The following is a 20,676-nucleotide window of genomic DNA, read 5'->3' as shown; positions in this document are numbered from 1 at the left end:
GCAATCTTGGCCTTCGCCGATCAAGCCTACTTGCCGAACAGCTTGTTCCAGCGCGGCTTCTCGCGGCCTTCCCAGGCCTTGCGGTGGTAGGCGTCGCTGGCGATCAGCGGCACCACGGTGGTGGCTTCGGCGAACACCATCTGTTCGTAGGTGGTCGAGACCTTGCCCCACGAGGCGGCTTCCTTGAGCGTCGACGACGAGCAGGCGCCGTCGCGCACGTCGGCCACGGTGATCTGGATGGCGTACTTGTGCATGTCGGCTTCCACGCCGAGGATTTCGGCGCAGACGACGGTGTCTTGGGCGAAGTTCTTGGGAACGCCGCCGCCGACCATGAACAGGCCCGTGGTGCCGGCCGCGATCTTGACGTCGGTCAGTTCACGGAAGTCGGCCACGGCGTCGATCATCAGGTAGGGCGCCTTCTCGGCGATCTTCGCCTTCTGGTGCTTGACCAGGCCAAAGCCCGCCGAGCTGTCGACGAAGGCCGGGCAGAAGATCGGCACGCCTTCTTCGTAAGCGGTCTGGATCAGGCTGCCTTCCTTCTTGGCGTTGCCTTCCGACAGCCACTTGCCCATCTCCCAGATGAACTCGCGCGAGGAATAGCCGCGCGGCTCCAGGCGGTTGCAGATCTCGAGGATCGTGTGGTCGCAGGCCTGCAGTTCTTCTTCGTCGATATAGGTGTCGTAGATGCGGTCGATGTAGTTGTCGCGCAGCACGTTGTCGTCGACTGGGCCGGCGGCCTGATAGTGCTTGAAGCCGAGGGCTTCGAAGAAGTCCATGTCGACGATCGAGGCGCCGGTGGCGACCACGGCGTCGATCATGCCGTTCTTCACCATGTCGCGGTAGACGTGCATGCAGCCGCCGGCCGAGGTCGAACCGGCCAGGATCAGCCAGGTCGAGCAGCCCTTGTCGGCCAGGGCCATGTTGAAGATGTCGGCCGCGCGGGCGGTGTCGCGCGAGCTGAACGACATCTTGCGCATGGAGTCGATGATCGGGCGCGCGTCGTACGACTTGATGTCGACGTGCTCCACGACGTTCTGGAGCAGCTCGGCCTTCTGGTTGTTCGGAACGGGAGCGTTCATCGCTTCGGTTTCCCTGACTTTGGACGCCCGTCGTTGGAACTGGGCCGCCTGTCGGGACGGAGCGACCGACAGGGGCGGAAAATGCGAACCGCACCCGACGTCTAACGTCGAGCGCGGCGCGCGGTTTAACTCAGAAACTGTCTACTGACGAAACACGTCTGTTTAGCGACGGCGCTTGCGCTTGCCGGCCGCGCCCTTCGGGCGCGAGAAGCGTACGACCTTGCGCTCCTCGGCCTCGGTGCGGACGACCGGGATCGAGCGCTTGGCCAGGCCATACATCGAGGCCATCGGCGCGTCCTGCACCTCGACGGTGTCGGTCTCGCCAAAGCCGTTGAAGCGGGTCGACATGGCCACGCCATAGGCGCCCAGCATGCCGATCTCGATGTAGTCGCCCTCGTCGACGCTTTCCGGCAGCCAGAACGGGCCGGGCATGTGGTCGACGCTGTCGCAGGTCGGGCCGTAGAAGCGGAAGGGCTTGAGGCCTTCTTCCACCACTTCGCCGCCACTTGGGCCGTTCTTGCGGTACAGCTTCACGGGGAAGGGCCACTTCATGTGCGCCGCGTCGAACAGCGAGCCGTACGACCCGTCGTTCAGATACAGCGCGTCGCCCTTCTTCAGCTCGACCTTGACCAGAAGCGACGAGGCTTCGGCGCACAGGGCGCGGCCAGGCTCGCACCACAGCTGCGTGGTCTCGTGGACCATCATCTCGGCGAAGCCGCGGTCGATGGCCGCCAGGTATTCCGACAGATCCGGCGGCACCATGCCCGGATAGATCGACGGGAAGCCGCCGCCCACGTCGACGACGTCGGCCAGCACGCCGGCGCGCACCAAGGCGCGGCTGGCCTGGGCCATGGCGGCCTGATAGGCCGTAGGCCGCATGCACTGGCTGCCGACGTGGAACGAAACGCCCATCAGGTCCTGAGTCGAGCGGCGGGCCGCCAGCAGCAGGGACGGGGCGTTGTGCAGATCGACGCCGAACTTGCCCGACAGCGAATAGGCCGCGCCTTCGGCCTGCACGCCCATGCGGACGATCAGGTTCAGGTCCTTGGCCTGGCCGGTGCTGTCGATGATCTTGGCCAGCTCCTCGTGCGTGTCGAACGAGAAGGTGCGCACGCCATGGTCGAAATAGGCGGCCGAGATGGCGCGCCGGCTCTTGACCGGGTGCATGAAGGCCATGCGCGAACCAGGAGCGTGCTCGGCCACGAGCTCGATCTCGGCCACGGACGCGACGTCGAACGACCGCACGCCGGCGTCGACCAGCTCGCGGATCACCCACGGGGAAGGATTGGCCTTCACCGCGTAGAAAACGTCGCCTTTGAATTCAGACTGGAACCAGCGCGCCGCTACCGACACCGCGTCCGGTCGCACGAGTGCGACAGGACGTTCCGGTGACCGCTCACGGACCAGGTCCAGGGGCGTGTGGTACGTGGACAATGCACGTAACCCCCTGTTGGAAGTTAAACCCAGGCCGGCGTTAGCAGCGCTTTAGAGGACTTCGGGTCCGCCGGAGCCGTGCGAGATAGGGGCATAGGCGAAGGATGTAAAGTCCCTTTTGATCGCGGCGGGCGAGGCGAATTGATCCACCGCTTGTCACAAATCCGTTGCGTGCGACCAGCAAAGCAGGGAACGGATTTGCCCGCGCCGGAAACCACGTTAAGGATTCGACCCGACCATGACGTCGGACCCTGTTCTCTCGATCCGCGCCGTATCCAAGACCTTCGGGTCGCGGAAGGCCCTGAACGCCGTATCGCTCGACGTGGCGCGGGGCGAGATGATCGCGCTCATCGGTCCTTCGGGCTCGGGCAAGTCGACCCTTCTGCGCTCGATCGACGGTCTGCAGACCATCGATGAAGGTGATGGAACGATCAGCGCCTTTGGCGGTCCGGTGCAGGCCAGGGGCCGCGTTTCCGACCAGGTGCGCAAGGCGCGCATCCGCATCGGCTTCATCGCCCAACAGTTCAACCTCGTCGGCCGGCTGTCGCTGTTCAGCAATGTCGCGCTGGGTTCGCTGGGGCGCATCCCGCTGGTCCGCGGCCTCTTGGGCGTCTGGCCCAGGGAGACCCGCGAGGCGGCCATGGCGGCCCTGCACCGCGTGGGGGTCTCCGACTACGCCGGCCAGCGCGCCAACACCCTGTCGGGCGGCCAGCAGCAGCGCGGCGCCATCGCACGCGCGCTCGTCCAGAAGGCCAAGATCATCCTCGCCGACGAACCGGTCGCCTCGCTCGACCCGGTGTCGGCCCGCAAGGTCATGGAAATCCTCCGTGACCTGAACGCCAGCGACGGCCTGACCGTCATCGTCACCCTGCACCAGGTGGACTACGCCCTGCGCTACTGCGACCGGGTCGTGGCCCTGAAGGCCGGGAACAAGGTCTATGACGGTCCGGCCGACGCGCTGGACCGCGAAAAGCTCATCGAAATCTACGGCCCGGAATTCGAGGACGTGTTCTGGGAAGGAGCCCCGCAATGATCCGCCGCAGCCTGATCGCCGGCCTGATGCTTTCCGGCCTGGCGCTCGCCGCCTGCTCGGGCCCGTCCGAGGCCCCCGCGGGCAAGGACACGGTCACCTTCTCGATCCTGTCGACCGAGTCCGCCCAGAACATGGAGAGCTACTGGGAGCCCATCCTCGCCGACATGGAAAAGCAGACCGGCCTCGAGGTGAAGCCGTTCTTCTCGTCCAACTACTCCTCGCTGATCGTGGCCATGGGCGCCAGGCAGACCGACCTGGGCTGGTTCTCCAACCAGTCGGGCCTGGAGGCCGTGCGCCGTTCGAACGGCGAGGTCTTCGCCCGCACCTTCGACCCGTCGGGCGTGGACGGCTACAAGTCGGTGATCATCGTGCCCAAGGACAGCAAGCTGACCCTCGAAGGCTTGCTCAAGTGCGACAAGTCGCTGAACTTCGGCATCGGTGACAAGAAGTCGACCTCGGGCACCCTGGCCCCGATGACCTACGTCTTCATCCCGGCCGGCAAGAAGCCCGAGGCCTGCTTCAAGACCGTGCTGACCGGCAACCACCAGGCCAACCTGTTCGCCGTGGCCAACGGCAAGCTGGACGCGGCCACCAACAATTCCACCAGCCTGCGCCTCAACGCCGCGCGCAAGGACGGTCAGGCCGACAAGGTCAAGGTGATCTGGGAGTCGCCGACGCTGCCCGAGGACCCGATCATCTGGCGCAAGGACCTCGACCCGGTGGTGAAGGAAAAGCTGCGCCAGTTCTTCCTGACCTACGCCCAGGGCGACAGCCCCGAGGCTGCGAGGCAGCGCGCCAATCTCGAGCGCCTGTCGATCGGCGGCTTCAAGCCGGCCGACGACAGCCACCTGCTGACCGTCCGCGAGATGGAGGCCCTGGAGGGCTTCGGCCTGGCCAAGGAGACCGGCGACGCGGCCAGGATCGCCGCCGCCCAGAAGACCCTCGACGGCGTTCGCGCCGAACGCCTGGCCGCCGAGGCCAAGGCCGGCCTGCCGGCCAACTGACCGCAGCGATGAGCGACGCCCAGATCCCGGCCCCGCCGAAGCGTCCGGCTTCGGCCATCGGCTTCGACCTGCTCCTGTGGGGCGGCGTCGCCGTCCTGCTGGTGACCAGTTTCAAGCCGGCCGAGATCGACAAGTTCCCGCAGCTGTTCACCGACAGCGGCAAGATGCAGGCGTTCGCCAAGAGCTTCTTCTCGGCCTTCGTCGATCCTCAGCTGTTCATGTCGATGGATTGGGACCTGTTCATCGGCAAGATGTGGCAGACCATCCAGATGGCGCTGTGGGGCACGGCGCTGGCCATCGTCGCGGCCGTGCCGCTGGGCCTGCTGGGCGCGCGCAATATCACCCCGTGGTGGATCCAGCAGCCGGTGCGCCGCCTGCTCGACCTGATCCGCTCGATCCCAGACATGGTGGTGGCGCTGATCTTCGTAACCGCCGTGGGCCTTGGGCCGTTCGCCGGCGTCATGGCGATCATGTTCAATACCGGCGGCGTGCTGGGCAAGCTGTTCGCCGAGGCCGTGGAGTCGATCGACAAGGGGCCGATCGAGGGCGTTCGCGCCACCGGCGCCGTCAAGCTGCAGGAGATCGTCTGGGGGGTGATCCCGCAGGTGGCCCCTCTGTGGACCAGCTACGCCCTCTACCGCTTCGAAAGCAGCGCCCGCTCGGCCACCGTGCTGGGCATCATCGGAGCCGGCGGCGTGGGCCAGATCCTGCTCGACTCCATCAACGCCTTCCAGTGGGACCAGACCGGCTGCATCGTCCTGGTCATAGTCGTCGCCGTGTCGTTGATCGATCTTCTGTCGCAGGTCATCCGCTCGCGACTGTTGTAGGCGCGCAGGGTTTTCACGCCCGGACGGCCGCGCCGCCCTTCGGCGTGCGCTTTTCGAGGTCGGCGTGCGCGGGTTCAGGCGGGCCCGCATGGCCGCGATGTCTCTAGATTTTGCGTAAGGTCCGCAATTCGCCGGAGCCGAAATATAAAATCCGAGCGAGTCTAGAGTGCTGTTCGTCCTCTGGCGTCGCGTCGATGCGGTTCTAAATTGAAAATGCAAAATTCTCGGTACGCGGAACGCTGTTCGGCGGCCCAATAGTTTCAGGCTTCATTTAATAGCGACTCTGCAACGTAGGATTTTGCAGCCTATACACAAAACCGTCGTATTGCTTCTGGCGTGTGGCGCATTTTTATCACGTCGTGAAACATACATATTGATGTCGCGGAAGCGTCATCGCTGGCGTCATATCCCCCGCCCCACCAAATAGGGGTAAATTTTCATGCGCAAGTACTTCGAAGGCGCGGCCGTCGCCGCCCTCCTGCTCGCCACCGCCCAAGTCGCTTACGCCGCCGACGCGGCGCCCGCCGATGACGCCACCGCCCTGGACAACGTCGTCGTCACCGCCACCAAGCGTGAAACCAATCTGCAGAACACGCCGATCGCGATCTCGGTCCTGAGCGCGACCGCCATGGCCGACCGCCATGCCGAAAGCCTGATCAGCCTGCAGGACGGCGCCATCCCGTCGCTGCGCGTCGCCACCTTCGAGGCCCGCCAGTCGGCCCTGACCATCGGCATCCGCGGCATCGTGCCGTTCGACGCCAACCAGACCGCGCGCGATCAGGGCGTCGGCGTCTATATCGACGGCGTGTACCTGGGCCGCCAGCAGGGCCTGAACGCCGCCCTGCTCGACCTGGAGCGCATCGAGGTCCTGCGCGGCCCGCAAGGCACCCTGTTCGGCCGCAACACCGAGGGCGGCGCCCTCAGCATCGTCACCAAGGCCCCGACGGGCGAGTTCGGCGGCCGCATCACCGCCGGCGTCGGCAACTACGGCGCCTACACCGGTGAACTGCACCAGGACTTCCAGGAATTCGCCAACCTGTCGGTCAAGGTCGACGCCCTGCTGCAACACCAGGATCCGACCACCAAGAACCCGCTGGAAGGCCAGGCCGGCTGGAACCAGTACGACCGCAAGGGCGGCCGCATCAGCGCGCTCTACCGTCCGAACGACAAGTTCAGCGCCCTGGTCGCCTTCGACTACGCCAAGGACGAGAACACCCCGTTCTTCAGCCAGCTGGTCAGCTACAACCCCTACGGCAAGCGCGTGCGCACCCAGGCCGAGCTGCTGACCGCCGCCAGCGCCCCGGCCGGCACGATCAACCCGCTCTCGCCGCTGGTTAAGGTCCATACCGACCGCCAGTCGGTTTCCGACATCGGCACGGTCCAGCAGCCCAGCGTCGACGAGACCGGCGGCCTGATGGCCAACCTGAAGTACCGCTTCGCGCCGAACCTGGAACTGCGCTCGATCACCGCCGCCCGCGCCGTCGCCACCAACCAGTGGGACAACTCGGGCATCGAGTCGCGCAACGTCTTCGCGCCGAACGCCAACTTCGGCCGCTACAGCCTGTCGGACCTGTATCAGCGCCAGTTCAGCCAGGAATTTCAGCTGGTCGGCGACTTCGGCGACAACTTCACCTATGTCGGCGGTCTCTACTACTTCAAGGAACACGTGAAGGAATCGGCCGCCACGCCGTTCACCAACCAGTGGAACGCCGACGGCACCGCCTACACGATCCGTTCGGCCTACGGCACCTCGAAGGCGGCCGCCGGCACCGCCGGCTGGCAGCGCGGCACGCGCTTCATCACCCGCGCCTCGGAAGCCGACGCCGAGAGCTACGCCGTCTACGGCCAGGGCACCTACACCCCGCCGTCTATGGACGCCCTGCACCTGACGCTGGGCGGCCGCTACACCAAGGACAGCCGTGAGGGCACGCTCTACGTCGTCAACGGCAAGGCCACGAACTTCAAGTTCGACTACGACAAGGGCCGCTTCGACCCGATGATCAACGTGGCCTACGACGCCGCCGAGAACATCAACCTCTACGCCAAGTTCTCGACCGGCTACCGCGCCGGCGGCGCCAACGCCCGCTCGCAGAACTTCCAGGCCTTCGACCCGGAAAAGGTCAAGTCCTACGAAGTCGGCGCCAAGATGGACCTGCTGGAGAACCGCCTGCGCGTGAACCTGGCCGCCTACGCCATGGACCGCACCGGCACCCAGATCGACTTCGACAGCGTCGACACCACCCCGGGGAGCCCCACCCAGGGCGCTCACACCGAGGAAACCCGCAATGCGCCGGGCACCTCGAAGATCCGCGGCTTCGAGGCCGACATCACGGCCAAGGTCACCGACGATATCGTGGTCGGCTTCTCCTACGCCTATACCGACGTGAAGGTGCCGGACGCGCCGTTCCCGTTCACCGGCAACTCGGTGGTTCCGCAGGGCACGCCGTTCCCGGTCAACGTGGTCTACACGCCGCCGAACGCCGCCTCGGCCTATATCGACTACAAGAAGCCGGTCGGTTCCATGACCTTCCGCGCTCACCTGGACGCCAACTACGCCGACGCCCAGTACTCGTTCCAGACCGAATTCGCCGACACCTCGGCGACCGGTTCGCGCACCGAGTACGTGGCGGCCAAGACCGACAGCAGCTTCATCGTCAACGGCAACCTGACCCTGGCCGACATCAGCATGGCCGACGGCGCCGCCTCGGCGAGCCTGTCGCTGTGGTCGCGTAACCTGCTGAACGAAGAGCACATCTACCGCATCTCGGCCGCCAACCGCGGCACGATCGGCGACTACGCCAACTTCAACCCGCCCCGGACCTACGGTCTGGAACTGCGCGTGAAGTACTAGGATCGGCTTCCTCCGGTCCGGGGCGATCCCGGACCGGCGGCGATTCCGGCAAGACGAAGGGCGGCCCAGCGATGGGCCGCCCTTTTTCTTTGGCCGCTGCCGGAGGGTGTCCTGGGCGCGCGTTTCGTCAGTGAGCGGATGTGTCGGGCGATCCGCTGGCGCTTCTGGCATCAAAAATATCGCAGTTCGTCGAACGAAATATCGATTGTCACCGACCTGTCGCTAAACGGTTCCAGAACCGTCACGACCCCTCTTTAAAGCCCGAAATCGCCTCCGCCGGCCCCTCATGGACCGGCAACAAGGAGAGGCAGCTGCAAGAGGGGGGTCTCGTATGAGTATCAGTACCTCGTTGTGCGCCGTCCGGCCCTGGGAGCGTTCCTCGCCCTGGGCCTTGGCGTCGCCGCCCAGGCCCAGGACCTGGGCGTGAAATGGAGCGGCTCGCCGCAATTCTCCAATGACGACGTAGCCTTCAAGGTCCGTGGACGGATCCTGCTGGACGCCGTCTTCCAGGACGTCAAGCGCGACGGTCCGGGCGGCGACTTCGACACCCGCAACGTGCGCGGCCGCCAGGTCTTCCTCGGCATCGAGGGCAAGCTGAACAACCACTTCGCCTACAAGGCCGAGGGCGGCGCCGTGAACGGCGGCGCCTGGACCTGGGACGACGTGGTCATCGAGTACAAGCCGAACGAGCCAGTCTCGATCCTGTTCGGCAACATCAAGGCCGCCGGCCTGGAGAACCTCACCTCGACCCGTTTCATCACCTTCATGGACCGCGGTCCCTACGGCGATTTCGGCGTCGACTCCTACCTGCTGGGCGTCGTGGCCAAGTACCAGGGGCTGAACTACAGCCTGACCGGGGCCGTCCAGGGCGCGCCGATCAACACCGTCGACCTGGCCAACGCCAACGCCGATTCCAAGGAGCGGATCACGATCACGACCCGCGGCCACTGGGCGCCGGTCAACGGCGACCTCGACAAGCTGCACCTGGCGGCGTCCTACCGCTACCGCAACCGGGGCGACGAGGGCGCCTTCGTCTATAGCGGCCGCACCAACACCGCCTACAGCAACGCCACCTTCTACACCTCGGGCGGCATCGGCAATCGCGACAACACCCTGGCCTTCGAGGGCGCCTATGTGCATGGACCGTTCTCGGTGCAGGGCGAGTACGCCTCGATCGACGTCACCCGCGCCGGCGGCGCGACGGTCGGCGGCGATCCGAAGATCAAGGTCGGCTACGCCTACGTGACCTTCTGGCCGACCGGCGAGATGCGCAACTACGACCCGGTTGTCGGCGAGTTCAAGCGGCCCAAGATCCTCAACCCGGTCACCGCCGGCGGCTGGGGCGGCGTCGAGCTGGCCCTGCGCTACGATATCGCCGACACCACCGAGGCCTACGAGACCTTGAAGACCAGGCCGGCGACTTCGCAGGCCGGCGAATACAAGGGCGTGACGCTGGGCGTGAACTACTACCCGACGTCTTACGTCCGCTTCCAGGCCAACTACACCGACGGCGACGTCGACAACTTCGGGGCCAACCAGGACTTCAGCATCAAGCAGTTCCAGCTGCGCGCCCAGCTGGACTTCTAGGGCCCATCCCCGCCGGGCGGACGGGATGCTCCGCCCGGCTCCATCCTTTTCCCTGTCAGGAAATCCACGATGAAGAAGCTTCTGTCCTGCGCGGCCGCAGCGCTCGCCCTGTCGGGCCTGGCCGCCGTTCCCGCCCACGCCGCCCGCGACTACGTCTGGGCCGCCGGCTCCTCGACCGTCTTCCCGTTCGCCACCCGCACCGCCGAGAACTTCGCCAAGAAGTCCGGCAAGAAGGCTCCCAAGGTCGAGAGCCTGGGCACCGGCGGCGGCATCAAGCTGTTCTGCGGCGGTGCGGGCGAGGGCTTTCCCGATATCGCCAACGCCTCGCGCCCGATGAAGAGGAGCGAGTTCGACCAGTGCGCCGCCAAGGGCGTCAAGGACATCCTCCAGATCAAGATCGGCTTCGACGGCATCGTGGTGGCCACCGACAAGGACGGCGCCGACTACAACTTCAAGACCGAGCAGCTGTTCCTGGGCCTGGCGGCCAATGTCTACAAGGGCGGCCAGTGGGTTAAGAACACCACCAACAGCTGGGACGACGTCGGCGGCGGCCTGCCGGGCAACAAGATCCTGGTCTATGGTCCGCCCCCGACCTCGGGCACCCGCGACGCCTTCGTCGAGCTGGCCATCGAGGCCGGCGCCCGCAAGTTCCCGTCGATCGACGCCATCCGCTCGGACAACGAGAAGCTGTTCAAGGCCAAGGTCGACCCGCTGCGTGGCGACGGCTGGATCGACGCCGGCGAGAACGACAACGCCCTGGTCGGCACCCTGACCAAGACCCCCGGCGCGCTGGGCGTGTTCGGCTGGTCCTACCTCGAAGAGAACATGGACAAGATCAAGGGGGCCTCGATCAATGGTGTGCGGCCCTCGGCCCAGACCATCGCCGACGGCTCCTATCCGCTGTCGCGCTCGCTGTTCATCTACGTCAAGAAGTCCAACATCGGCGTCACGCCGGGCCTGGACGACTTCCTGAAGGAGTTCACCTCCGACGCCGCCACCGGTCGCGGCGGCTATCTGCAGGGGCGCGGCCTGATCCCGCTGCCGCCCGGCCAGCACCAGGCCCAGAAGGACGTGGTGGCCAGGAAGACCGCCATGGCGCGCCCGGCGTCGTAGAAAGAGCCCTTTTCGCGGCCGTTTTGGCCGCGCGACCGAAGATTGCGTCGCGGTCCTATGGGCCGCGGCGTTTTCTTTTGTATAGTGGCCCCCGGTCCGCCCGCGCCGCGTCATGAAAGTCTGGGCCGTGGCCGCCGTCCGGCGCCGCGTCACTTGCCCCTAGGGACAATGATACTCCTCGCGCTCGCCGTCGTTTTGTTCCTCGTTCTGTTGAACGGGGTCTTCGCCATGTCCGAACTCGCGATCGTCTCCGCGCGGCGGGCCAGGCTTCAGTCGTTGGCTGATCGCGGCGACCGCGGCGCGAAGATCGCCCTCTCCCTCGCCGAGCACCCCACGCGCTTCCTGTCGGCCGTCCAGGTCGGCATCACCCTGATCGGCATCCTGGCCGGCGCCTACGGCCAGGCCACCATCGCCGGCGCGCTCGACGCCTGGCTCGAAGGCTTCCCGGTCATCGGCCCCCATTCCGAGATCATCGCCACCACCATCGTCGTCATCGGCCTGACCTATGTGTCGGTGATCCTGGGCGAGCTGGTGCCCAAGCGCCTGGCCCTGATCTTTCCCGACTCGGTGGCCCGCGCCATGGCGCCGTTCCTGGCCTTCGTGGCCACCGTGCTGCGCCCGTTCGTCACCCTGCTGACCGCCTCGACGGCCGGCATCCTCAAGCTGATGGGCGTGCGCGACGAGCGTAACAGCGGCATTACGTCGGAAGAGGTCGAGACCGTCCTGGCCGAAGGCGCTGACGCCGGCCTGATCGAGCCGGAAGAGCGCTCGATGATCCAGGAAGTGCTGCGCCTGGGCGACCGTCCGGTGCGCGTGGCCATGACCCCGCGCCGCGACCTCTACTGGATCTCGCTGTCGGACGAGCCGCAGGCCGTGCTGGCCGAGGTCCGCGAGTGCCCCTATTCGCGCATCGTCGTGGCCCTGGAAGGCGATCTCGACGGCGAGATCGGCGTGGTGCTGAAAAAGGACCTGCTGGACGCCTGCCTTGGCGGCGAGCCGCTGGACCTGCGCGCCCACATCCAGCAGCCGATCGCCATCCCCGAGACCATGTCGCTGCTGCGCGCCATGGCCGTCTTCAAGCAGACCTCGCTGCACGTGGCCCTGGTGGTCGACGAGTTCGGCTCGGTGCAGGGCGTGATCACCCCGATCGACCTCCTGGAAATGATCGCCGGCGACTTCCCAGAGGACCACGACGAGGGCGAGCGCCGCATCCTGCGCCGCGAGGACGGCAGCTGGCTGGTCGACGCCCGCCTCGATATCCAGGAGCTCAACGACGCCCTGGGCGAGAACTTCGAGGCCGAGGGCGGCTACCACACCGTTGCCGGCCTGATCCTCGACCGCCTGGGCCGCATCCCGGCCGAGGGCGAGATCGTCCACCTGGGCGCCTTCGACGTCGAGATCGTCGACATGGACGGCTCGCGCATCGACAAGGTCATCCTCAAGGCCGGCAAGGGCCGCGAGGGCGACGAGGACTGATCATCGGGCGCGGGGAGACGCGGGCATGAGCCAGCTGGGGCCGTGGGGCGCCGAGCCGCCGCAGCCGCCACGGCCCGTGTCCGGGGTCTCGTGGCGGCGCTGGCTGGCGTGGCTGATCCTGGTCGGGGCCGGCGTCGCGCTGCTGGCGCTGCTGCTGCTGCGCGCCTCGCCCTGGACCCTCCATGACGTCGACTGGGTGCGTGTGGCCTGGGCGGTGCTTCTGATCCCGGCCCTGTCGGCCGGCGCGCTGTACGCCACCCGCCGCCAGATGCTGCACGGCGCAGGCTATGTGGCGGTGTGGGCGGCGATCGTCGCCGTCCTGGCCGTCGGCTACCTCTATCGCGCCGAGCTGGCCGAGGCGCCCCAGCGCCTGCGCGTCGCGCTCGGCGTCGGCGCGCCGGTGGCCACGGGGACGCACGAGCTGCGCGTGATGCGCAGCGAAGGCGGGGCCTTCGTCATCGTCGGCGAGGTCAATGGCCGGCGCGTGCCCTTCCTGGTCGACACCGGCGCCAGCAACACCGTCCTCAGCCCCGCCGACGCCCAACGCGTGGGCGTGGACATGGCCGCCCTGCGCTACGACCAGACCGCCGAGACGGCCAACGGCCTGGGCTACGGCGCCCGCTGGACTGCCGACCGCCTGGACATCGGCCCGATCCGTCGCGACGCCTTTCCCATGGACATCAACAAGGCCCCGATGAGCGGCTCGCTGCTGGGCATGAGCTTCCTCAACACCCTGGAGTCCTACGAGGTGCGCGGCGACCAGCTGATCCTGCGGTGGCGGGAGTAGGGGGCTTTAGACCCTCTCCCCCGAAAGGGAAGCGTTTAAGCGTCCAAGGTTTTTGACCGGTCTTCTTTCCGTACAATCCCCGCGAAAGCGGGGACCCAGGCTTTTTCCGAAACCCACGGCGCTCGACGATAAAACACTGGGTCCCCGCTTTCGCGGGGATTTTACGGATGTTGGGTTGGGGCTGGTTACGTCCCCCTCCGTCGGCTTCGCCGACATCTCCCCCTTCAGGGGGAGGGTCCTAGCCCTAGGCCGCCGTCTTGCGGCGGATCCGCGCCAGGCGGCGCAGGCGACGCCAGAAGCGGGTCTTTTCCGGTTCGGGGTAGGGCTGCAGGTTCTTGAAGAACTCCTCGGCGCAGGCGCGCCACGAGAAGCCCTCGGCGAACTTGCGCACCGTGGCGTGGTCGATGTCGAGGCACGCCAGGCACGCCTCGCGCAGGCCGTCCGTCTGGCCGGGGGCCAGCACGCCGGCGCCGGAGCCCGGGATGATGTCGATGGGGCCGGGGGCCGAGAACGCCGCCACCGGCACGCCGGCGGCCATGGCCTCCAGGATCACCAGGCCGAAGGTGTCGGTCAGCGACGGGAAGCAGAAGACGTCGGCGCAGGCGAAGTGGCGGGCCAGCTCGTCGCCGAACTTGGCGCCCAGGAATTTCACCTCGGGATATTTCTCGGCCAGCTCCTCGCGCTGGGGGCCGTCGCCGATGACGACCTTGGTGCCTGGCAGGTCGAGGCTGGCGAAGGCCTCGATGTTCTTCTCCACGGCCACGCGGCCGACATTGAGGAAGATTGGACGGGCCAGGCCCTCGAACAGATCCGGCTCGCCTTCGGCGCGCGGCTTGAAGACGTCGGTGTCGACGCCGCGCGACCAGGGCGAGATGTTGCGGAAGCCGTGGCGCACAAGCTCGTCGCGCATGGTGGGCGTGGCCACCATCAGGCGGCCCGACGGCTTGTGGAACCAGCGCATGTAGGTGTAGCCGGCCGCCAGCGGCAACGGCAGGCGGGCCGAGACGTACTCGGGGAAGCGCGTGTGGTAGCTCGTGGTGAACGGCAGCTTCCATTCCAGGCAGATGCGGCGCGCGGCCAGGCCGATCGGACCCTCGGTGGCGATGTGGATCGCCTCGGGCTCGAACGACTTGAAGCGCTCCTGCACCGGCTCGTAGGCGCCGATCGCGAGCTTGATCTCGGGATAGGTGGGCAGCGGGAAGGTCGGGAACTGGTCAGGGCTGACCACGTCCACTTCATGGCCCATGGCGCGAAGCTCGGCCATCACCTTGGTGAGGGTCCGAACCACGCCGTTGACCTGCGGTTCCCATGCGTCGGTGGCGAGAAGTATCCGCATCAGGCGGCGGCAGGCTCCGGCAACGGGGGCTCGACGGCGAGCGCCCGGGCCCGGTCGATAACCGACCAGGACCTCATCTTGGACCATTCGAGGATTTCGAGCTGGCCGTCCATATGCTCCACCAGAGCGGTGCAGCTTTCAACCCAGTCACCGTCGTTGACGTAAAGAATACCGTCGATCTCCCGCATCTCGGCCTTGTGGATATGGCCGCAGATGACGCCGTCGACGCCGCGCCGACGGGCTTCGTCGGCGACAGCGGCTTCGAAGTTCTCGATGAACTGCAACGCGTTCTTCACCTTGACCTTCAGATAGGCCGAGAGACTCCAGTAGCCGAACCCCATCCTCCGCCGCGCGCGGTTGAGCAAGGTGTTCAGCATGAGGATGGTTCTATAGGACCAATCCCCGAGGAAGGCGAGCCACTTGGCGTGCTGCACGACGCCGTCGAACTCGTCGCCGTGGACCACGAGGTAGCGCTTGCCGTCGGCCGCCTCGTGGATCACGTCGCGGGCCACGACCACGCCGCCGAAGTGGGTGCCGCAGAAGTCGCGCACCCGGTCGTCGTGGTTGCCGGGCACATAGATCACCTCGACGCCCTTGCGGGCCAGGCGCAGGATCTTCTGCACCACGTCGTTATGGCTCTGGGGCCAGTACCAGCCGCTGCGCAGCTTCCAGCCGTCGATGATGTCGCCCACCAGGTAGAGCTTGTCGCACTCGACGTGGCGGATGAAGTCGAGCAGCAGCTCGGCCTGGCAGCCGCGCGTGCCCAAGTGGACGTCGCTGATGAAGATGCTGCGATAGCGGCGGATCTCGGTTTCGGCGGCCATGACGGCTCCCCAGCGCTGCGCGGCTCCCGCCCCCGCAGCGGCCGCTCCCCAAGCGAGAACTAGGTTGGCGGATAAGCTGATTGCATGTCGCTTTAATGAAACCGTCCGGGTTCGGCTTGGGGCGCGGTCGTCTGTCGCAAGGACTGTTTCGCGGCCGGGGCGGGCCGAGTCGGCGGGCGCCGTTGCGTAAGCCCTCGTTTCGATCAGACGGCGCCGTTGTGGCGGGCGCTCACGCGACGACTTGAAACCGCCGCGATCCCTTGCATTGATTGGGAAAACGACTGTTGCAGCGCAGCATCGTCCGCACTAGATGACCCCGATGGACGCCGCCCGCCTCGCCAAGGACACACCGAAGTCGCTGAAGACGCGCGCGCGCATCCTCGACTGCGCCATGCGTCTGTTCGCCGAGATCGGCTATCACGCGGCGACCAACCCGGTGATCGCCGACGCCGCGGGCCTGACGCGCGGGGCGATGCTCTACCATTTCCCCACTCGCGAGGCCTTGGTTGAGGCCGCGGTGGCCCACGTCCAGGCGGCCCGCTCGGCCCTGTTCCGCGCCGCCGCCGACAGCATCCCGGCCGGCGCCGACGTCACCGAGCACGCCATCGACAGCTACTGGGACCTGCTGCACAGCGAGCCCTTCCTGGCCTTCGCCGAGCTGGAGGCGGCCGGCCGCACCGACCCGGCCATCCAGGCCCTGCTGGCGCCCGCCCAGGCCGAGTTCGACCGCGCCCAGGCCGGCGATCACTTCCTGAAGATCCTGCATGCCGGCGCCGGCCCGCGCTTCCAGGCCAGCCGCGACCTGGCCCGCTTCATGCTCGAAGGCCTGGCCCGCACCACCCTGACCTACGATGGCGAAGGCCGCCGCGAGCGCCTGCTGATGCTGATCAAGCGCGCCACCCACATGCTCAACCGCAAGGGCGACATCCAGGACCTCTGGCCGGACTGAGGGCGAGCGAGCCTGGAACCTCCCCTTCTGGGGGAGGCGGCCGCAGGCCGGCGGGGGGGCGTTTTCAGCTTTCGAGGGGGCGGCCGCTCTCGCACCAACTCCCCCTCCGATCCCAGAGGGGGAGGTTCCTTGTGCTCCACCCACGACAAAGGGCGCCGGCTTTCGCCGACGCCCTTTCCGCCTCCCCCCGAAGGCGGGGCGCTTCTAAGTCCGGATCAGAACTTGTAGCGCAGGCCCAGCAGGATCTCGCGACCCGTGTGGTGGTAGACCACCGGCATGTTCTGGGCGCCGGTGAACTGGTCCTGGTACTCGTCGGTCAGGTTCACCCCTTCCAGCGTGATCTTGAACTGGTCGTTCAGGGTGTACTGCACCGAGGCGTCGACATTGAAGGTCTCGTTGGTGCCGTCATAGAGCACCGGGGCGGCGGCGGTGTTCTCCTGGCCCAGCACGCGGGTCAGGTAGCGGTCGCGGTACGAGGCCGAGACGCGGGCGCTCCACTTGGCGTCCTCGTAGTAGAGGGTGGCGTTGTAGCCGTTGCGCGACAGGCCCGTGAGGTCGGTCGAGGCGACGACCGCGCCCGCCGAGTTCACGTACTTCACGTCCGACTTCACGTAGGTGTAGTTCAGCAGAACACCGGTGTTGGCCAGGAAGCTGGGCAGGAACTTGAACGGCTGCTGGTAATTGACCTCGAAGCCCTTGACCTTGCCGCCGTCGGTGTTGACCGGGGTCGAGAAGTTCCATTGCGCCGAGGGGCTGCAGCCGACCGTCGTGCCGCAGGCGGCGACGGCGACGCTGTCGGGGATGCCGAACGGGTTGCCGGTGAAGGTGGTCGAGGTGGTGACCGTCTGCACCAGGCTGTCGATGTTCTTCTGGAACAGGGCCAGCGACAGCAGGGCCTGGCTCTGGAAGTACCATTCGAACGCCAGGTCGAAGGTCTTGGCGCGGAACGGGTCCAGGTTCGGGTTGCCGGCGGTGACGCTGCGGGCGGTGCCCGAGACGCTGACCGTCGAGCCCGGGGTCAGGCTGCCCAGGTCGGGACGCGACATCACCTTGGCCGCGCCGAAGCGGATCAGGAAGTTCTCGCTGGGCTCGAGCACCAGGTTCATCGAGGGCAGGGTGTCGTCGTACTCGCGGCCGGCCGAGATCGCGACCGGCGCGCCGCCGACATAGGTGTAGCCGGTGGCGTACTGCTTGGTCTTCACGTAGCGGACGCCGAAGTTGCCGCGCAGGCCCCAGTCGCCCACTTCGGTGCGGAAGTCGGCCTGGGCGTAGCCGCCGCGGTTCTCTTCGGTGACGCTGCGGTTGTTGCCCAGCGACGGCTCGGCGCCGAGGCGGAAGGCGCCGCCGTAGGCGGTCGGGTCGTAGAGGCTGAGCGCCGAGACGGCCTTGGCGATGCTCGGGATGATGGTCTGCGTGCCGCCCAGGGTGGCCAGGGTCGAGAAGTTGGCCAGCGACATGCCCGCGATGGCAGTCGGGATAGCCGTTTCCTGGTTGGTCGTGGTGCCGACCGTGCGGCGCATCTCGGTGGTTTCGAAGTCGTACTGCTTGAAGTTCAGGCCGGCGTTGATCGACCAAGCGTCGTTCAGCTTGTAGACGCCCCAGGCCTGGGCGGCGTCATAGGTGTTCAGCGCCGTCTGCGGGCGCAGGCGGATCTGGGTCAGGCGCCACTTGGTCGGGTCGGTCAGCGCGGCGTTGCCGTAGTTGAACTTCGGATTGCGGCTGTCGGTGTAGTCGAAGCCGTAGCCGTCGACGTTGAAGTAGTCGAAGCGCAGCGTCGTCTGGATCGGGTTGGTGTGGTCCGACTCCGAGTGGCCGACGAAGCCGTGGATGGTGAAGTTGTCGTTGATCTGGTGGTCGCCGGTCAGCGAGAACTGGGTGAACTTGGTGCGCAGCTTGTCGAAGCGGTTCTCGACGGCCAGGTCGACGTCGTCGAACACGCCCTTGACCATCACGCCGTCCTGGATGGTCGACGAGACGACGTTGGTGTCGGCGATGCCGCAGCTGGTGGCGACGTTGGCCGCGGTGCAGGCGCCGCCGGTGCTGAAGGACGGGGCCTCCAGGTACGCCTCCTCGCGGGTGCCCTTCAGGTCGGCGTAGAGGGCGTCGAACGAGATCGTCGTGCCTTCGAACGGCTGGAACTGCAGGGCCAGGGTCGCGCCCAGGCGTTCCTGGTCGCTGTTGAAGCGGTCGACGCGCGGGAAGCGCGGGTGCAGGGCGGCGTTGTTGGCCACGGCCGTGGGCGTGGTGTTGGCCGTGGTCGGCAGGCCGGCGCCGTTCGGCACGGCGTCGAAGCCCGGCGAGAAGGCGTTGCCGGTGGCCCAGCGCACGGTGCTGTGGCCTTCCTCGACGATCTTGCGCTTGGTGTAGGCGATCGAGAACAGGGCGCCGAACTTGCCGTCGGCCCAGGTGTTGGAGATCATGAAGGCACCGCGGGGCGTGGCCTTCTCCGACAGGTCGTTGAAGCTGGCCTGGGTCGAGGCCGACATCGCAAAGCCGTTGTAGTCGAACGGACGGGCGGTGCGCAGGTCGACCGTGGCGCCCAGCGAGCCCTCTTCCGTCGTCGCCTCGGCGGTCTTGCGCACCGTGATCGAGTTGAACAGGTCCGAGGCGAAGATGTTGAAGTCGAACGAGCGGCCGCGGTTGGTGCCGCCCGACGAGTCGGCGCTGCCCGCCGTGGTCAGGGCTTCCATGCCGTTGATGCGCACGCGGGTGAACTGGGGACCAAGGCCGCGCACCGAGATCTGGCGGCCTTCGCCGCCGTCGCGGGCCAGGGCCACGCCCGGGATGCGCTGGATGGATTCCGACAGGTTGAGGTCGGGGAACTTGCCGATGTCCTCGGCCAGGATCGAGTCGACGGCCCCGGCTTCCTCGCGCTTGACGTTGAGGGCCTTGGCCAGGCTGTTGCGGAAGCCGGTGACCACGACGGCCTCGACGGCGTCGTCCTCGGTGGTCGCTTGGGCTTCCTGGGCCATGGCCGAACCCGCGGCCGCCAGGGCCATGGCGACGGCGCCGGCCGAGACGCTGATCTTCAGAGCGCGCAGGCGCGCAGCATGTCCGTAGGACATTGTTCCTCCTCCCGTTCGTTTCGTTGCGACGTGGTCTTGGACGACCCCGCCGTGGCTTCGAAACAGTCCCGCGTCCTTCCCGCGCGACCGTTCTCGGCCGTCATTCTGGAAACCGGTGTCACTCCTTGTTGGAGTTCTCTGACACCGGTAGCAACGAACGCGTAACAAACACCGGAGAACGCATCAAGTGATGGGACCGGTAACAGTTGCAACGACCGGCGCGAGCGTGGCGCCGGCGCTACGAAAGCGGGGATTTCAGCGCTGAACGACCTTGTGCAGGCCCTCAAGCATGCCCCGGCGATGCTCCGCCGGCAGGCTGGCCCCGACGTTGCGCAGCAGGCGCAGGGCCGACAGGTGGACGTCGACGGCGTCCCATCGCCAGGCCTTGGCCTCGGCGCAGGCGTCCACCAGGGCGCACAGCGACACCGCCGCCTCGTCGACCCCGGCGTCAGCCGCGAAGCCGGATACGTCCACGATCTTCAGGGTCATGGTGTAGAGGGTCTCGAAGTCCTCGCCGCCGCGATCGGGCGCGACCGGGCCGAAGCGGGCTTCGATGGCCTCCAGCGCGGCGTCCAGCGCCGCCAGCGAGCTTTCGCGCAGGGTCTCGATGTTGGCTTCGGCCGCGGCCACCGCATCCTTGGCCAGGATGCCGCCGCGGTCCTTGATCATCGAGGCCAGGCGGTTGGGCGGACGGAACTTGCGAACGGTCATATCTGCACCTTCGCGATCTTCATCAGATTGTTGATTTCCTCTTGGGACATGTTGGGCTCCTGGGCATCCCCAACCTCCCCCTGAAGGTCGTCCTTGCGTCGGCCGTCCGTCCCCGGCGGCGGCCCCTCGTGTTTGAACCGTCGATCGGGCCCGATGTACGTATCGCACTCGATGAAGGCTCGTTCCTCGCGCGCCACCCAGAAGATCCGCTCCAGCAACACCTTGGGCGTGATCGGCTTGGCGACGGTGAAATTCGCGCCCGCGTCGCGGTTCTTGTAGATCTGCGAGATGCGGGTGTGGCCGGTGACCAGGATCACCGGAACGTAGCGGTTCTGCTCGGACGCCTCGCGCCGCAGCCACTGGATGAATTCGTAGCCGTCGACCTCAGGCATCTGCACGTCGCTGATGATCAGGTCGAAGGTGTGGATCTTCACCAGCGCCTGGGCGTCCTTGACCGACTCAGCGCGGTGCAGGGTGCGCACGCCAAAGCCGGAGACGACGCCCGACAGGATGTCGAGGGACGCGCCGTTGTCGTCGAGCACCAGCACGGTGGCGCGCTCGAGGTTTATCCGCGTCGATGGATTGAGCGGCTCGGGCATC

Annotated in this window: 16 protein-coding genes; 9 read left to right on the top strand and 7 right to left on the bottom strand. The window is 66.8% G+C overall.

Annotated elements, in window-relative coordinates; translation table 11 throughout:
• Positions 1–26: 26 nt before the first annotated feature.
• Entirely contained in the window at positions 27–1,079 is a 1,053-nt protein-coding gene (locus DDF67_RS17135) for a 1,9-bis(guanidino)-5-aza-nonane synthase (RefSeq protein ID WP_109102060.1), read from the bottom strand.
• Positions 1,080–1,241: 162 nt separating this feature from the next.
• A complete protein-coding gene (locus DDF67_RS17130; RefSeq protein WP_109102059.1) occupies positions 1,242–2,513 on the bottom strand; it encodes a type III PLP-dependent enzyme in 1,272 nt (423 codons plus the stop codon).
• Positions 2,514–2,751: 238 nt separating this feature from the next.
• On the opposite strand from DDF67_RS17130, the gene phnC reads away from it, so the two are divergent.
• The 8 genes from phnC to DDF67_RS17090 all read left to right on the top strand — a co-directional run bounded on the left by phnC (position 2,752) and on the right by DDF67_RS17090 (position 13,191).
• Positions 2,752–3,546, top strand: a complete 795-nt coding sequence (phnC, locus tag DDF67_RS17125; RefSeq protein ID WP_109102058.1) for a phosphonate ABC transporter ATP-binding protein — start codon at positions 2,752–2,754, stop codon at positions 3,544–3,546.
• Positions 3,543–4,550, top strand: a complete 1,008-nt coding sequence (gene phnD / locus DDF67_RS17120; protein WP_109102057.1) for a phosphate/phosphite/phosphonate ABC transporter substrate-binding protein — start codon at positions 3,543–3,545, stop codon at positions 4,548–4,550. The genes phnC and phnD overlap by 4 nt, the downstream gene beginning before the upstream one ends.
• An 8-nt stretch (positions 4,551–4,558) precedes the next feature.
• Positions 4,559–5,377 carry a phosphonate ABC transporter, permease protein PhnE gene (phnE, locus tag DDF67_RS17115; RefSeq protein ID WP_109102056.1) on the top strand — a complete coding sequence of 273 codons (819 nt, stop codon included), beginning with the start codon at positions 4,559–4,561 and terminating at the stop codon, positions 5,375–5,377.
• Positions 5,378–5,816: 439 nt separating this feature from the next.
• Positions 5,817–8,228 carry a TonB-dependent receptor gene (locus DDF67_RS17110; RefSeq protein ID WP_109102055.1) on the top strand — a complete coding sequence of 804 codons (2,412 nt, stop codon included), beginning with the start codon at positions 5,817–5,819 and terminating at the stop codon, positions 8,226–8,228.
• 351 nt (positions 8,229–8,579) lie between these two features.
• Positions 8,580–9,815 carry an OprO/OprP family phosphate-selective porin gene (locus DDF67_RS17105; RefSeq protein WP_109102054.1) on the top strand — a complete coding sequence of 412 codons (1,236 nt, stop codon included), beginning with the start codon at positions 8,580–8,582 and terminating at the stop codon, positions 9,813–9,815.
• A gap of 69 nt (positions 9,816–9,884) precedes the next feature.
• On the top strand, positions 9,885–10,928 hold the full coding sequence (locus DDF67_RS17100) for a substrate-binding domain-containing protein (RefSeq protein ID WP_109102053.1): 1,044 nt from the start codon (positions 9,885–9,887) through the stop codon (positions 10,926–10,928).
• Positions 10,929–11,096: 168 nt separating this feature from the next.
• On the top strand, positions 11,097–12,404 hold the full coding sequence (locus DDF67_RS17095) for a hemolysin family protein (RefSeq protein ID WP_109102052.1): 1,308 nt from the start codon (positions 11,097–11,099) through the stop codon (positions 12,402–12,404).
• A gap of 25 nt (positions 12,405–12,429) precedes the next feature.
• The gene (locus DDF67_RS17090; protein ID WP_109102051.1) at positions 12,430–13,191 is read left to right on the top strand and encodes a TIGR02281 family clan AA aspartic protease; all 762 of its coding nucleotides are present in this window, start codon (positions 12,430–12,432) and stop codon (positions 13,189–13,191) included.
• A 244-nt stretch (positions 13,192–13,435) separates the two neighbouring features.
• Here the strand turns inward: DDF67_RS17090 and DDF67_RS17085 are convergent, their stop codons facing one another.
• Complete coding sequence (locus DDF67_RS17085; protein ID WP_109102050.1) at positions 13,436–14,527, bottom strand: glycosyltransferase family 4 protein; 1,092 nt, start codon at positions 14,525–14,527, stop codon at positions 13,436–13,438.
• Positions 14,527–15,351, bottom strand: a complete 825-nt coding sequence (locus DDF67_RS17080; RefSeq protein ID WP_058347344.1) for a UDP-2,3-diacylglucosamine diphosphatase — start codon at positions 15,349–15,351, stop codon at positions 14,527–14,529. The genes DDF67_RS17085 and DDF67_RS17080 overlap by 1 nt, the downstream gene beginning before the upstream one ends.
• A gap of 319 nt (positions 15,352–15,670) precedes the next feature.
• On the opposite strand from DDF67_RS17080, the gene DDF67_RS17075 reads away from it, so the two are divergent.
• Positions 15,671–16,300, top strand: a complete 630-nt coding sequence (locus DDF67_RS17075; protein WP_109102109.1) for a TetR/AcrR family transcriptional regulator — start codon at positions 15,671–15,673, stop codon at positions 16,298–16,300.
• A 215-nt stretch (positions 16,301–16,515) separates the two neighbouring features.
• Here the strand turns inward: DDF67_RS17075 and DDF67_RS17070 are convergent, their stop codons facing one another.
• The 3 genes from DDF67_RS17070 to DDF67_RS17060 all read right to left on the bottom strand — a co-directional run bounded on the left by DDF67_RS17070 (position 16,516) and on the right by DDF67_RS17060 (position 20,675).
• Complete coding sequence (locus DDF67_RS17070) at positions 16,516–19,365, bottom strand: TonB-dependent receptor (protein ID WP_109102049.1); 2,850 nt, start codon at positions 19,363–19,365, stop codon at positions 16,516–16,518.
• A gap of 255 nt (positions 19,366–19,620) precedes the next feature.
• Entirely contained in the window at positions 19,621–20,076 is a 456-nt protein-coding gene (locus tag DDF67_RS17065) for a chemotaxis protein CheE (RefSeq protein ID WP_109102048.1), read from the bottom strand.
• Entirely contained in the window at positions 20,073–20,675 is a 603-nt protein-coding gene (locus DDF67_RS17060) for a response regulator (protein ID WP_101711067.1), read from the bottom strand. Before DDF67_RS17060 ends, DDF67_RS17065 begins: the two co-directional genes overlap by 4 nt.
• Position 20,676: the final 1 nt, after the last annotated feature.

Source organism: Caulobacter endophyticus (assembly GCF_003116815.1).
Taxonomy (GTDB): Bacteria; Pseudomonadota; Alphaproteobacteria; order Caulobacterales; family Caulobacteraceae; genus Caulobacter; species Caulobacter endophyticus.
Note: the sequence above shows the minus strand (reverse complement) of the source record. Positions and strands in the feature narration are given on the sequence as shown.